This is a genomic window from Heyndrickxia faecalis, assembly GCF_040267745.1.
GTDB classification, from domain to species: Bacteria; Bacillota; Bacilli; order Bacillales; family Bacillaceae_C; genus Weizmannia; species Weizmannia faecalis.
In genome coordinates this window covers 573576-588610 of the sequence record NZ_CP158453.1, presented here as the reverse complement: position 1 = coordinate 588610, position 15035 = coordinate 573576, and the positions used below count along the sequence as shown (strand labels likewise).

Below are 15035 nucleotides of genomic sequence, written 5' to 3'. Positions count from 1 at the left end.
TACAATGGTTTTGCAAATCGTGCTGCCCTTGCAAAAAAGCGATTTCATTAAAAGCTGTCCATCAATGCGCAGGCGGATGGATTACATGAATTTAACAAAACAAAATGGTTGTAAACTTCTTTCTTCTGCGCTATTCTTAAGAAGAATTATTTTTGTTCGGTGTAAAGAATGGCATAGTATAAGACTTTTCATCTTGATGACCACCTTGGACAAGGATAGTAACACATTGTGTGCAGTTGCACACCAGGAGGCAATATAAATGGAACAAGGTACAGTGAAATGGTTTAACGGAGAAAAAGGCTTCGGCTTTATCGAACGAAATGGTGGAGACGATGTATTCGTTCACTTCTCTGCTATCCAAGGTGAGGGCTTCAAAACTTTAGACGAAGGTCAAAAAGTAACTTTTGATGTTGAACAAGGATCCCGCGGGCCACAAGCAGCAAACGTTGAAAAAGCTTAATGTAGAGAAAATGATAAAAACAGGCTCTTTATAAAGAGGGCCTGTTTTTTTATTTCTTCAAAAACCAAAACACGCTCACTTATGTAGCAGGAAATTGAAACAAACAGGCGCCATGCCAGTCGACAAATAGTGAAAATCCGTTGCTGCAACCAGGATTATATATTTGGTCAACCATTATAAGCTAGTAATGCCTTCATTGTCAGGATTCCCTCTTCCATTTCCTCAAAACTCGGATACGCGAAGGACAACCGAACCGTATGGTGATGATCATGATAAATAAATCCAGGATTTATCAATACGCCGGAGTTTAAACATTCCTTGAATAATTTTCTTGTATCTATATTGCTGTTAAAAGCCACCCATATGAAAAATCCGCCGGAAGGTTTGGACCACATTGCATAATCTGCCAAGTGCCGGTTTAGCAATTGCAATAGAAAATCTCTTTTTTGTTTAAGCCGGGTTCTGGTCCTTTCCATATGTTTATCGTACAATCCCGAAGAGAGCATTTCTAATACCAGCATTTGCGACACATAGCTGGAGCCGTAATCAAGTTGCATTTTTAAAGGAGAAGAATAGACTTGCCTGGAACATGATAAACTTTTCGGAACCTTCATTTGAAATTTTTGTTTCCATGTTACATGATGCACTTGAAACAACGGGTTCTCAAGCCCAGCCTGTACAGCCGGTTATAAAGGCGCGGAATTTGCAGATCAACTGTCTCAAAAGCGCGCCTTTACAGCACCGCCCAAAGGAATCGGCATGGCAAAATACATGTTCCAGGCTGTTGCGATCGCTTTTGAACGCGACTTTACACACCCCATCTGAATCATCAGCCTGTTTCTCTTAGGCGCCAAAGGAATCAGCACACCGCAAAAGCAGGAAAACTGGCGAAAAAAGCCGGAAAACTGCGCGAACATACAGGCAGATTACCTGCACTTCAGGCAGACGGAGCAAGGACTGGGAAAATGCCGTATTGGTTAGAAGAAATTATGCACATTTTGAACCGTTTTTCCTGCCGGGGATTGCGGAATTGGAAAAACAAGAAGAACCAATATGAACTAAAACATCTTGATTAAAATTACACCGGAAAGCATGATGGCGAGGCCCAATATTTGGACTGGCACAATTCTTCTTTTTAAAGATTTAAACAGGCCGAATCGTTCCACTACAAGGCTTCCGGCAATCTGGCCGAACAGTGCCAGAATCACGGTTTGCCCTGTGCCAATATGATCGACAAGGAACACGTTAATCAAAATGTACAGCCCGCCGATGATGCCGCCAAGCCATACCCACCATGGAGCAGATTGCTTAACCGGCTCCTTGATATTCGTGAAACTGCGGTCTTTTATGCCAACGATAAGGACGAGCACCACAGAGCCGACAAAAAATGAAATGAAGGCAGCGTGAACCGGAGAATGGAGCACTGTGCCCAGCTTTCCGTTTATTGCTGCCTGGACAGCCATAATCATACCGGCCGCGATTCCCAACAGCCGCCAAATCCATATATTTTCTCCCTTTTGCTCTTCTATGGCAGAATGGCGTTTTGCAATGGCTTCCGGGACAACGACTGCAAAAACTACCCCTGCAAGGACAAGAAATACGCCAATCGCCCTGTTTATTCCGAAAGATTGTCTAATGGAGTGAAACCAGCCGAATTGGTCGATGAGCATGCCCATGAGAATCATGCCTAAAATCGGCATGACCGTCGTTTGTACACTTCCCAGTTTGGGGAAAAGGAGGATATTGGAAGTCAGCCCGATCACACCGCAAATACCGCCAAACCAGATCCAAACAGGCTGGTTCAAGAAAAGACCGGCGGGAACCCCTAAAGGTGTCCGGCTTACAGCTGTTGCAGCGGCCAAAAAGACAGTTCCAACCAGGAATGAAATCATAGAAGCCAGAAAGGGAGATACAACAAACTTTCTTAACTGGGAATTGATAGCTGTTTGTACAGCCAAACCGAATCCAATTGCAATGCCTGCAAAAACGGCGAACATGGCGCCCTCCTTTTTCAAACGAATCGTTTTGCCCGGGCCCTTCCTGAGCACCGATAAATTCAGGTTCAATCGCATTGCTCCCAGGCCCCTATTTAAAAAAGTGTATTGTGGCCCGGAAAAACATCTAAAGCCCCCCGAAACAGAACAATCAGGAGCAATTTACCAACTCTGTCTCAGATACATAAATATTTTGCTTAAAGGATGCAATTGTTCAAGCAAACCCCATTCCTCGGCAACAGAAAAACAGGAGACACTTGGTAACATTTACTCGTATTTTGGAAAAGAAAAAATCCCCCCACCTTTTTGGTTGGTTTTTCTGAACAAACCTAATTATATCAGAGGTCCGGGCATTTTTTCACTTTAGCTGCTACTCTACTTTCTCCATTTCCATCATCCCTGTGCCCGCTCCCCCATTTGCTGCACTCGCCGTTCCCGATATGACAGGCATGCACATCCAGAAAATTTCCGGCTGGTTTTCAATTTTTCCGGCGGTGCGGTTTATCCGGATACATGAACATCTATATTAAAACCGTCCCGGCCTGGAAAACATAAGCAAAAAGACGGATGGACAGGCTTCTTTAGGCTGGTAGACTAAAAATGAAAGGGATTACAAAAGGGAGGGATGGCGTTTTTGAAAAGATCCGGATTGTTTGTCGTATGTTTTGCGTTGTTGTTTTCGCTTATGCCCGGCTTCCGTGGACAAGCGAAACAGGATGGGCATTGGAGAACAAGGGCAAAAGAACGCTGGGTGTCTCATGAATTGAAAAAGATGACAGTCGAGGAAAAAGTCGGGCAGCTGTTCATTGTTCATGCTTACGGAAAAACACCGGAGGATCCCGCCTACGCCGAAACGAATATCGAAAAAGGGCGTGGCGGCACAAACTTCAAAGAAATCATCGAAAAATACCATATTGGCGGCGTCATCTATTTCAACTGGTCGGATAATATCAGCACCCCTGTTGATGCCAGACAAGTGCAGCAGTTATCCAACGGGCTACAGAAAATTGCGTTAAAACAAAAGCCCCGCATTCCGCTCTTTATTTCTACGGACCAGGAAGGCGGCGCGGTTGCCCGTGTACTCGAACCGGGAGCCGTTTTCCCGGGGAATATGGCACTCGCAGCAACCAGGTCTGCAGCCAACGCGAAAAAGGCTGCAGAGATCATGGCGGTAGAACTGAAAAGTCTCGGCATCAATATGGACTTTGCCCCGGATCTCGATGTCAATGTAAATCCGGCCAACCCGGTGATCGGCGTCCGTTCATATTCAGAAAATCCGGACCTTGTCGCATCACTTGGCATTGCCCAAATTGCAGGATTTCAAAGCCAAAATGTAGCCGCCACCGGCAAACACTTTCCGGGCCACGGGGATACGAATGTCGATTCCCATTACGGCCTGCCTGTCATCCATCACGACTTGAAAACATTAAATCATGTGGATTTAAAACCGTTTAAGGCCGCGATTGCTTCCGGCGTTGACGCAATCATGACCGCGCACATTGTTGTACCGGCACTCGATGGTTCCGGCCTGCCGGCGACGCTTTCGAAAAAGATCATGACCGGCCTCCTCCGTGAAAAACTGGGTTACGACGGGCTGATTGTGACCGACAGCCTCGATATGTCCGGCGCAAACGTCCTTCCTCCCGGCCAAGTACCGGTAGCAGCATTCAATGCGGGCGCGGATATTTTACTCAATCCGCCCGATGTGGAAGTGGCCTGGAATGCTGTGCGAAATGCAGTAAAAACCGGAGAAATCAGCCGGAAACGCCTGGATGAATCTGTCGCGAGAATTTTACGGGTGAAATATGAACGCGGCATTGTCCGGAACCCGTTTACATCTGAAAAATCGCTAAGCTATTTCGGCACCCCTGAACATTTGAAAGCCGCACAAAAAATGGCGGACGAAAGCATCACAATGGTTAAAAACGAAAATCAAATATTGCCGCTGAATCAAACGAAAAAAATATTCGTAACCGGCCCATCTGTTGCAAACAGCAGCCACCTTGCCGGCCTTCTGAAAGAAAAAGGGTTTATAACCGAAAATACGAGCACAGCGGCTGCGCCAACACAGGCAGAAACAGCTACGGCAGTTGGAAAAGCACAAAATGCCGACGTGATTGTCGCTGCCGCTTACAATGCAAATACCAATACCGCGCAACAGGCATTTTTAAGAGCGCTGAAAAAAACAGGCAAACCGGTTGTAATGGTTTCAATGGGCAATCCTTACGACATCATGGGCGCGCCTGATGTGGACGCGAATCTTCTGGCCTATGGAAACCGCAGCGTTTCTGTACAATCCGCTGCAAAAGCGCTCACAGGCGAAATCAACCCCGGCGGAAAATTGCCTGTCACCATTCCGGGGTACGCTCCGTTCGGCCACGGTCTTCATTACTAAAAGGGGGGGACTTGCTTGAAGAACAAAGGGGTAAAATTCGTTTTATGGGTTGGATGCATCATTTTGTTGGCGGCCGGGGCCATTCCGTCTCTTGCCTTTGCATCCGGATATCATGGCCACCCGTCTTCCTGGGATGCACCCGGAAAAAGCTCAGCAGTACTGCATAAAGGAACGCCCGCGTCTGCCGGAATGTCCCAAGGCCCGCTTACAGACATTGACAGAGCGGTAAATGACGCGATTGCGCAAAAAGCCATGCCGGGCGCCGTTGTGCTTGTCGCAAGGAAAGGCACGATCGCAAAAGAACAGGCATACGGATATGCATACCGTTATACAGACAACCAGTTTACAGAAGCATCTGCCCCGGTCCTTGCAAAAACAAACACCATTTACGACATTGCTTCGATCAGCAAATTGTTTACATCCATTGCAGCCATGCAGCTGTTTGAAAAGCGGAAATTTGCGCTTGATGACCCTGTCGCAAAATATATTCCTGTATTCGCGGAAAACGGAAAGGAGAACGTGACCATCCGCCAGCTGTTGACGCATACTTCCGGGTTTGAGGCGGGAATCCCGGTTTATAAAATGGGAACATCCCGCAAAGACCGGCTCGAAATCGTTCTGAAGCACGGGCTGCAAAATCCCCCGGGAACGGCGTACACGTACAGCGATTTAAACATGATTACGCTGGGCGTTTTGGTTGAAGTTGTGAGCGGGCAGCGGCTGGATGCTTATGTAAAAACGCACATTACCGCCCCTCTCGGCATGCGCGATACGATGTATAATCCGCCCGCTTCGTTAAAGGCGCGCATTGCCGCAACGGAATTTCAGCCGTGGACTGGAAGAGGGATGATCCGGGGGCAGGTGCATGACGAAAACGCGTGGGCGCTGGATGGCGTTGCCGGGCATGCGGGCGTTTTTTCCACCGCACATGACCTCGCTATACTCGCACAAACGATTTTGCAAAATGGCAAATATGCGGGCGCCCGGATTTTAAAACCGGAAACGGTCCGGCTGATGGAACAGAATATGAACAGCGCTTTTCCCGGCGATGATCACGGGCCCGGCTTTGAATTAAACCAGGGATGGTACATGGATGCGCTCTCCGATACAAATACAATGGGCCATACCGGCTACACCGGCACCTCGATGGTGATCAGCCCGAAAAACCAAACAACGGTCATTTTATTGACCAACCGCGTCCATCCGACCCGGGACACTGTCTCGACAAACGGAATCAGGCGATCTGTTGCCCGGCTTGCGGCGGACGCTATCCCGGTTGCCGTCCCTGATAAACATGGCGCATGGTTTGCCGGTTACGGCGACAATAGAAAAGCTGTGCTGGAGGCGGATGTTGACTTGAAAAGGCCGGCGTTTCTCCGTTTTTGGACCTGGTACCGCATCGAGCAAAACGCAGACTTTGGGAAAGTGGAGGTTTCAACAGACGGGAAAAACTGGACGAAAGCCGGCAATGCTTTAACCGGATCAAGCGGCAACTGGCGGCAGATGTCTATCCCGCTCCCTGCTGGCACGAAACATATCCGCTTTGTGTATGAAACTGACGGGTCAGTGAACGGCCGCGGCTGGTATGTGCTCCATCCGTCCATCGTCTCACACGGAAAAATTGCGAAAGTATCTTTTACAAGCCGTGATTGGACTTTGCGGAACCGTTAAAGGGGGAAAATGGATGAAAAGGCTCGCTGCCATATTGGCGCTTATGATCGCTTTCAGCTGCCTGGCCGTGGTGCATGCGGCCCGGGGCAATCAGCCGCATGAAAAACAAAAACACCATTCTTTTCAGCTCGGTGCCGACGTTCTTTTGAAAGATAAGGTCCATTTGCTAAAAGGAAAACGGGTCGGGCTGATCACAAACCCGACCGGTGTCGACCAGTCATTAAACAGTATCGTCGACAGATTTGCCAGGAATCCGGATATTCATTTGACCGCCCTTTTTGGCCCGGAACACGGGGTGCGCGGCAGTGCGGATGCCGGTGCCTATGTTCCGTTTTATACAGATCCGAAAACGGGGCTTCCGGTTTACAGTTTGTACGGCGAAACGAAAAAGCCGACACCTGAAATGCTGAAGGATGTCGATGTGCTTGTCTTTGATATTCAGGATGTTGGCGCAAGATTTTACACTTATATTTACACAATGGCCTATGCGATGGAAGCAGCGAAGGAAAAAGGCATCCCTTTCATCGTGCTCGACCGCCCGAACCCGATTGGCGGCACAAAAGTCGAAGGCCCGGTGCTTGATCCAGCCTTTTCCTCTTTTGTCGGAATGTACCCGATCGCGCTCCGCCATGGGATGACAGCGGGAGAGCTTGCCAAATATTTTAACAAAGAATGCGGAATCGGCGCAGGTCTCACAGTTGTGCCAATGAAAGGCTGGCACAGGGATATGTACGCGGATGGCACCCCGCTCCAGTGGGTGATGCCGTCCCCGAACATGCCGACATTGGACACGGCGATCGTCTATCCTGGTGCGGCGCTCATTGAAGGGACAAATATTTCGGAAGGCAGGGGTACGACCCGCCCGTTTGAGTTGATCGGGGCACCGTTCATTGACGGGGACTTGCTAGCGGAGAAATTGAATGCCCTCGGTTTGCCGGGCGTCCGCTTCCGGAGCGCGTCTTTTACACCAACAACCTCAAAATGGGCCGGCAAGCTCGCAAACGGGATCCAAATCCATGTCACGGACCGCAATGCTTACCAGTCTGTTGAAACCGGCGTTGCAATGGCCAAAACGATCCATGACCTGTATCCCGGCCAATTCGCTTTCCGGGCAGAAGACAAAAACGGCATTTCTTATTTTGACCAGCTGATTGGAAACGGCTGGGTCAGGCAGGATATCAACCGCGGCACTTCCCTTAAAACCATTGCCCAAAAATGGCAAAGGGACTTGGGTGCCTGGAAGAAAAAACGGGAAAAATATTTGATGTATGATTGAAAAAACGCCCCCAGCCTGAGCCGGATTGGGGGCGTTTTGAACCCGCTTCAGGAAATGGGGGGAACATCTGTTTTTTCCACGATCATTTTCGCCAGCAAATGGCCACGCCTGTCTCTTCTATTGAAGAAATTACGTAAAGAAACAGGCTGTGTTTCTACCCCTCTTCCACATTCTTAAATTGGTTGTAAAACATGTGATAATACCGTCCGCGGTGTGCCATTAGTTCGTCATGGCTGCCTTGTTCGATGATTTGCCCGTGGTCGATGACCATGATATGATCGGCATCGCGGATTGTATTCAGGCGGTGGGCGATGATGAAACTCGTGCGACCCTCCATCATCGAAAGGAGCGCATCCTGGATAAAACGTTCTGTCCGTGTATCGATGCTGCTTGTTGCCTCATCCAATATCAGCAAAGCCGGCTTTGCCAGAAAAACCCTTGCGATGGCCAAAAGCTGGCGCTGCCCCTGGCTCAAGTTGCCCCCGTTTTCCGACAAAATGGTTTCATATTTATCGGGCATCCGGTTGATAAAAATATCGGCATGGGCAAGCCGGGCCGCTTCTTCAACTTCTTCATCCGTCGCTTTAGGATTTCCGTATTTGATATTTTCCTTAATGGTACCTGAAAATAAATACGTATCCTGAAGGACAAAGCCAAAACTTCTTCTCAGGCTGTCTCGTGTATACTTCCGGATATCCGTGCCGTCAATTGAAATCCGGCCTTCCGTGACATCGTAAAACCGGGTCAAAAGGTTTACAATCGTCGTTTTTCCGGCTCCGGTAGGCCCGACCAGCGCTGTACGCGTGCCCGGCTTTGCCTCAAAGCTGATATTTTTTATAATCGGAACATCCTCGCGATACCCGAAGCTGACATTTTCAAACACAACATGCCCCTTTGGATCCCGGAGCACGATCGCCTCTCTTGCATCTTCCGGCTCTTCTTTTTCATCCAGTATGTCAAAAACCCGCTCAGCTCCGGCAACCCCTGACTGCAGGACGTTAAAAATATTCGCCAAATTATTGAGCGGCCGCACAAACTGCCGGGAATATGTCAGAAAACTTGCGATTACACCCACGGTAATCATGCCTTTTAAAGCCAGCACCCCTCCGACTACCGCAACCATTGCAAACCCAAAGTTGTTAATCACGTTCATAAGGGGCATGAGAAACCCGGACCAAATTTGCGCCCTCAGCCCGACCTTAAGCAAGGACTGGTTCACCTCTTCAAACTTCTTGATTGCCTTTTCTTCATGGTTAAAAGCTTTGACCACCTCAATCCCCGAAATCGTTTCTTCAATATGCCCGTTAAGCCGGCCGAGTTCCGCCTGGTTATTTTTAAACAGCACTGAAGTTCGCTTAGCAATTGTCCGCGTCAGCAAAAATACGAGCGGAACCGTACACAGGCTTGCCACCGTTAAAACCGGACTTAAAATGATCATCATCATGAGTGTACCGAGAAGGGCAATGACCCCCGACATAAGTTGCGTTGTCGATTGGGAAATGGTATTGCTCACATTGTCTATGTCATTCGATAGCCGGCTCATCAGTTCACCGTGGGTTCTCGCATCAAAAAAAGCAACCGGGAGTTTTTGCAGCTTTTGAAACAGATGGCTGCGCAAACGCTGCACAATCCGTTGCGAAACACCGGCCACAAGCCAACCTTGTAAAAAGGTTAAGACAGCATCTGCAATATAAGCCGCTGTAAGCACAAAAATCATGATTTCAAGCAGGTTAAAATGGACCTTTCTGCCCGGTGGCATGGCATCAACGGCCCTGCCGATAAAATAGGGGATGCACAATGTAAGGACAGAGTCGGCCACAATCAATGCAAGAATGACGGACAGCCCGTTTCTTTCCCTGCCAAAATAAGCCCAAAGCCTTTTTAACGTCCCTTTAAACTGCTTTGGTTTCTCGGCCGGGCCTCTGAACCGTGCCGCGCCTCCCCCGCCCGGACGGCCCATCCGCAAAAAAGGCCCCGGTGCCTGATTTCCCTTATATCCGTTCGTTTGTCCGGCCATCCTGCAACACTTCCTTACCCATTTGCGATTGATAAATTTCCTGATAAACGTGAGAGGTTCTGAGAAGCTCCTCATGCGTGCCCAAGCCGGCAACTTCTCCTTTCTCCAACACGATTATTTTATCCGTGTCCATCACAGAGGTAATGCGCTGGGCAATCAAAAGGCAAGTCATCCCCTTTGCATATCTTTTTAACGCTGCCTTGATCCGCATTTCAGTTGCAACATCCACCGCACTTGTACTATCGTCCAGAATGAGGATTTCCGGATGCCTCACCAATGCACGGGCAATCGAAATGCGCTGCTTCTGCCCGCCGGAAAAATTGACGCCGCTCTGGCCAATCATCGTATCATAGCCTTCAGGCGCGGCCGCAATGAAGTCATGTGCCTCTGCCAGTCTCGCAGCCCGTTCGATCTCATCCATTCCTGCCCGGTCATTTCCCCATTGAATATTTTCACGGACGCTGCCGGTAAAAAGAATGTTTTTCTGCGGAACGAGCGCAATTTTTTCACGCAGATCGTGCGGGTGAAAATCCCGGACATCCATCCCATCCACTTTAAGGGACCCGCCTGTTACATCGTAAAAGCGCGGAATGAGATTCACCAGGGTGCTTTTTCCCGATCCGGTTGAGCCAATAATGCCGACAGTTTCACCCGGATAAATGGTAAACGTGATATTTTTCAAAACTGCATCTTCTCCCCGTCCGGTATAGGAAAAAGTGACATTTTCAAAATCAATTCTCCCTCTTTCAGCCATTACTTCATGCTTCAATCTGTTCGGGAAGGTTTTTTCTTCAACGGCAAATACTTCACCGATCCGAAAAGTGGAGGCCCTTGCCCGGACAAACATGTTAAACACCATGGAAATCATCATCAACGAGGTTGAAATTTGCGTCATATAATTGATAAAAGCAATAATATGGCCGACTTTCATGGTACCATTGTTCACCCCGAAGCCGCCCATCCATAAAATCGCGACAATGCCGAAATTGACTGTAAGCAAGATCGCCGGGCTGAAAATGGACATGATCCGGATTGAAGAAGTCGAGCGTTCTCGCAGACGGCGGTTTGCCACGCTGAATTTCTCCACTTCAAATTGAAACTGGTTAAAAGCCTTCACGACACGGACACCGGATAAATATTCCCTCATGATGCCGTTCACGTGGTCGAGCGCTTTTTGCACTTTCATAAACAATGGAAATCCCAATCGCATGTTCGCTATAATGAAAATGATGACAATTGGCACAACAACTGCCAGCACCACAGAAAGCTGCGGGTCAAGCCGGACTGCCATGATCAAAGCGCCGATTGCAAGTAGTGGCGCTTTGACAAACATGCGCATTAAACCATTGATAAAGCTCTGTACCTGGGTGACATCATTAGTCAGCCTTGTGATGAGTGAGGCCCGGTCAAATCGATTGATGTTTTGGAAAGAAAGTGCCTGGATTTTTCGGAACAAATCCGACCGCAATTCCGCCCCAAAGTTTTGCGACACGATGCTTGCGAGCGTGCTCCTTAATGAGGCGGCAACCGCCCCGCACGCTGTGATGAATAACATCACGCCGCCCATCTTTAACACATATGGCATATTCCTGGATGCCACGCCGACATCAATAATTTTTGACAGGATCGCCGGCTGCATCAAATCGCAGAGCGCTTCACACATTAAAAAGAAAACAGCCGTACTAAAAAGTTTCCAGTACTTTTTGGCATACTTGCTTAAAAAATGCATCGGACCATTCCACCTTTTAACATTGCGGAAATCATTTCTGCTTACGCTTTTTTATCCGTCTGGGGATCGCCTTTTGACACTTTTAAATTCTCAGCCAGCCGCTGCAGAAATCCAATAAACAGTTCCTGCTCCTCTTCTGAAAATTTGCTTAATCCATTGCTCAGCTGCTGGAGATAAGCGGTTTTTGCTTCGTTGATGATTGCTTCTCCTTTTTCTGTCAAGGACACCATTTTCACGCGGCCATCACGGGCTGACGTCACGCGCCGGGCATATCCCCATTTTTCAAGCCGGTCGATCATTTGCGAGACCGTGCTCATGCTGACATTGAAATGTTCGGCAAGGCTTCCCATCGTACACTGCCCGGACCTGCCAACATGCCGCAACAATATCCACTGTAAACGTGTAATCTTCTTATCTTCATTTGCCAGCCGCCCTTCCCGCAGATGCCGGTTAATATACCGCCAATGCGTAAGGAACTGGTCCATTTTGCTATCTTCCATAATGGAACGCCTCCTGAAAGCAATTACTTTATTTAGTTTACTAAAATAATTGGGAGATTGTAAAGCCTGCATCAAGGAAAAGATAAGCAGTTCGGTTGTTTTCCAATTCCAATCTTTATCTGTAAATTACTGCGTTTAACTTTCAAATACATGGTGAACTTTTGATAATTTATTGGTAAAATATAAACAGTTGAATTCGTCTGTTACACGAGTCTATCAAAACAAAGGATGAAGAAGGAATGATTAAAGAAGAAAGAATCCATAAAATTGAGGCGTATATTCTCGAACACAAATCTGTCTCTTTAGACAAGCTGATGGAAGTATTTCAAGTCTCTAAAAATACAATTCGGCGGGATGTCCAGGAACTTGTCGAAAAAGGAAATGTAAAAAAGGTTTACGGCGGGGTAACTGTCAAAGATGAGAAGCGGGCTTCTTTAGAGTCTTTTCATGAACGCCAGGTGCGGAATCAAGCTGAAAAGAAATTAATCGGGAAAACGGCGGCAAGTTTTGTCAATGACGAGGACATTATCTTTATCGATTCGGGCACGACAACCATTGAAATGATCGAATATATAAAAGAAAAACAGGTTACGGTCCTTACCAATAATCTCGATTTTATCGTCAGGGCGCTCCCTTATGAAAACTTAACTATCATTTCGCCTGGCGGCATCCTTGAAAGAAAAACAAACTCGTTCGGAAGCATTAAATACTTGGATATGCTGAATGCCTATAACATCAACAAAGCCTTTATGGCGTCCACCGGGGTTTCGCTTACAAACGGGGTCACCAACGCATCCCCCATTGAAAGTGAATTAAAAACTTCGATTGTAAACAGAAGTTCACAAGTATTCTTATTGGTTGACCATGACAAATTTGATAAATATGGGTTGATGACGTATTGCAGTTTGGATGAGATCGATGTCCTGATAACCGATCAGCTCCCTAACAAAACCTACCAAGATTATTTTAACAGTACTCGTCATAAACTTGTTATTGCCAAATAGACAATGGAGCCGCCTAAAAAATCATCTTTTTTTTGAATCGCTTTTTTAGGGGCTGTCCCAAAAGCCTCTTTATTTAGCTCATGCATTGATCCTCGTGAAATTCATGTAACTCTTGTGAGAAGTGGTGACTAAAATTCACGATCATAAACAACCAACTGTATCATGCACAAAATTAAGGGGCTCCCGTCAGCCATTTAACGACTTTTGGGATAGCCCCTTCCCCCTTAGTTCACTCCTGCTGCCTCTACTTCAAAGTACTTTGAAACAACTGCTAATGTAGTTTCTTTTGCTGTTTTTATTGTTTCTTCAGCATCCAGCTGATAATATTCCGGCCTGAACAATTCCACCGACACAACACCCGAATAGCCAATCTCTTTCAGTACAGATAATATACCATCTAAATCGATTGCCCCCTGCCCCGGCCAGACGCGATCTTCATCTGTTAAATAGCCGATCGGAAAATCTTCTGTATCATCGATATGTAAAATGAAGATTTTGGAACCGTCCGCTTTTTTCAGGTCTTCCAAGCGAGAACCCATACCATGGAAATGGAAGCAATCCAGAACAAGGCCGACATTGTCACAGTCAACAGCCTGAACAATGTCGTATCCCTGGCTGAATGTATTTACGGTACATTGCGGATGTCCGATAAACTCTACTGCAATTTTGATGTCATACGGTTTTGCAAGATCTGACAGTTCCGTCAGTACCTTGACACAACTGTCTTTAATGTCTTTTTTAAGGATTTTTTCCTCTGTGACAAGCGGCACTGCAACAATATATTGGATGCCTATTTTCTTCCCCTTTTCCAGCATATCTTTAAATTCGCGGATGATCTCTTCATGGCCTTTTTCATCACGGTTATTGAAAAATATCAGCGCGTTTAGTGCGAGCGGTTTAATGTGATGTGTTCTGAAGTAATCTGCCAGATCCTCGATTGAATGATGTTCAAGATACTCAGGCAATTTATCCTCCGTACGAATTTCGATATAATCATAGCCTAGCTTTTCACAGAGCTCCAAGTCCTTTTCAAGATTGGAGTTTTTCAGCGTTGTCGCCTCATTAAAAGACAATTTCATTTTGATCATCTCCAAAAACAGAATTTTAGATACTGCCGACTAAGTCTTTCAATCCGTTTTTAATTGAGTTCAGTGTTACTTCATTAGACCATTCCGGTTTATCCGGGTAAGCAAATACTGCATTTGTAATGATGCCATCGAATTTGATTTCTCTTAATTTCCGGTACAGTGCATCAAAATTCACTTCTCCTTCACCAGGATTTAAATGCTGGTGAATCGTGACATTCGCACCTGGCGGGTTAATGATATACCTTAGGCCAAATGCCGCTTTATGGTTCATCGTGTCCGCAATGAGCACATGTGCCAACAGATCGCCTGCTTCATCAATATGTTTGGTGACATCACCAATCCCGTCATCATAATAGAAAGCATGTGGTACAGAATAGACCAGTTTGATCCATTCTTTATCCAAGGCACGAATCATCCGGATAGCTTCTGTATTCAACTCAATAAAGTCATTCGGATGAGCCTGTATATTCAATTTAATACCTTCTTTTTCAAAGACCGGCATTAGTTCTTCCATAGACTTCACAAAAGCAGCCTCACTTTCAACCGGCCGGCTTTTGTCTCCGCTAAATTCTGTGTTCATTAAGTCGACTTCAAGCTCGGAAGTAATTTCTATACAGCGTTTCCAATTTCTTACGGCTGCCTGGCGCTCTTCTTCATTCGGTGAGGACCATTGTTGGACCGGAAGTACGGATGAAATTTTGACACCTGCATCTGCGCAATATCTTTTCAAATCTTTGATCAGTTGTTTATCCACTTTCGGATATTCATAGAACCAGATAAAGTCTTTACGGGGGGATAATTCCACCCATTCATATCCCAATCTCGCAACGGCATCGATTGTATCTTTTAAATTGGTATTATCACGATAATGTGATGGATCATAAGCTAAACGCATGTTACA

Annotated in this window: 12 protein-coding genes; 5 read left to right on the top strand and 7 right to left on the bottom strand. The window is 46.8% G+C overall.

All coding sequences use genetic code 11. The features are described from left to right. Positions 1–259 precede the first annotated feature (259 nt). Positions 260–460 carry a cold-shock protein gene (locus ABR335_RS02760; protein ID WP_014097018.1) on the top strand — a complete coding sequence of 67 codons (201 nt, stop codon included), beginning with the start codon at positions 260–262 and terminating at the stop codon, positions 458–460. 167 nt (positions 461–627) lie between these two features. Here ABR335_RS02760 and ABR335_RS02755 read toward each other — a convergent pair whose 3' ends face one another. After that, positions 628–1074, bottom strand: coding sequence for an aminotransferase class I/II-fold pyridoxal phosphate-dependent enzyme (locus ABR335_RS02755; RefSeq protein WP_350346712.1), 447 nt, complete (start codon positions 1072–1074; stop codon positions 628–630). Positions 1075–1518: 444 nt separating this feature from the next. Next, the gene (locus tag ABR335_RS02750; RefSeq protein ID WP_046722025.1) at positions 1519–2457 is read right to left on the bottom strand and encodes a DMT family transporter; all 939 of its coding nucleotides are present in this window, start codon (positions 2455–2457) and stop codon (positions 1519–1521) included. A 622-nt stretch (positions 2458–3079) separates the two neighbouring features. Here ABR335_RS02750 and ABR335_RS02745 point away from each other — a divergent pair. The 3 genes from ABR335_RS02745 to ABR335_RS02735 are packed head-to-tail and all read left to right on the top strand — an operon-like array spanning position 3080 to position 7796. Next, a complete protein-coding gene (locus tag ABR335_RS02745; RefSeq protein WP_350346515.1) occupies positions 3080–4849 on the top strand; it encodes a glycoside hydrolase family 3 protein in 1770 nt (589 codons plus the stop codon). Positions 4850–4864: 15 nt separating this feature from the next. Beyond that, positions 4865–6520, top strand: a complete 1656-nt coding sequence (locus ABR335_RS02740; protein WP_350346514.1) for a serine hydrolase — start codon at positions 4865–4867, stop codon at positions 6518–6520. A gap of 13 nt (positions 6521–6533) precedes the next feature. Next, a complete protein-coding gene (locus ABR335_RS02735; RefSeq protein WP_350346513.1) occupies positions 6534–7796 on the top strand; it encodes an exo-beta-N-acetylmuramidase NamZ family protein in 1263 nt (420 codons plus the stop codon). A 154-nt stretch (positions 7797–7950) separates the two neighbouring features. On the opposite strand, the gene ABR335_RS02730 is transcribed toward ABR335_RS02735, so the two are convergent. Genes ABR335_RS02730 through ABR335_RS02720 form a run of 3 tightly spaced genes read right to left on the bottom strand, consistent with a single transcriptional unit; the run spans position 7951 to position 12042 of the window. Then, positions 7951–9813, bottom strand: a complete 1863-nt coding sequence (locus ABR335_RS02730) for an ABC transporter ATP-binding protein (protein ID WP_350346512.1) — start codon at positions 9811–9813, stop codon at positions 7951–7953. After that, positions 9788–11542, bottom strand: a complete 1755-nt coding sequence (locus ABR335_RS02725; RefSeq protein ID WP_350346511.1) for an ABC transporter ATP-binding protein — start codon at positions 11540–11542, stop codon at positions 9788–9790. The genes ABR335_RS02730 and ABR335_RS02725 overlap by 26 nt, the downstream gene beginning before the upstream one ends. A 41-nt stretch (positions 11543–11583) precedes the next feature. Then, entirely contained in the window at positions 11584–12042 is a 459-nt protein-coding gene (locus tag ABR335_RS02720; RefSeq protein WP_014097009.1) for a MarR family winged helix-turn-helix transcriptional regulator, read from the bottom strand. A 239-nt stretch (positions 12043–12281) separates the two neighbouring features. Between ABR335_RS02720 and ABR335_RS02715 the strand changes: the two genes are divergently transcribed. Continuing rightward, on the top strand, positions 12282–13046 hold the full coding sequence (locus tag ABR335_RS02715; protein ID WP_168985641.1) for a DeoR/GlpR family DNA-binding transcription regulator: 765 nt from the start codon (positions 12282–12284) through the stop codon (positions 13044–13046). Positions 13047–13270: 224 nt separating this feature from the next. Here the strand turns inward: ABR335_RS02715 and iolI are convergent, their stop codons facing one another. Together iolI and ABR335_RS02705 are read right to left on the bottom strand one after the other, a co-directional pair. After that, positions 13271–14125 carry a 2-keto-myo-inositol isomerase gene (gene iolI / locus ABR335_RS02710; protein ID WP_350346510.1) on the bottom strand — a complete coding sequence of 285 codons (855 nt, stop codon included), beginning with the start codon at positions 14123–14125 and terminating at the stop codon, positions 13271–13273. Positions 14126–14150: 25 nt separating this feature from the next. Continuing rightward, positions 14151–15029, bottom strand: coding sequence for a sugar phosphate isomerase/epimerase family protein (locus tag ABR335_RS02705; protein WP_350346509.1), 879 nt, complete (start codon positions 15027–15029; stop codon positions 14151–14153). Between the last annotated feature and the right edge of the window lie 6 nt (positions 15030–15035).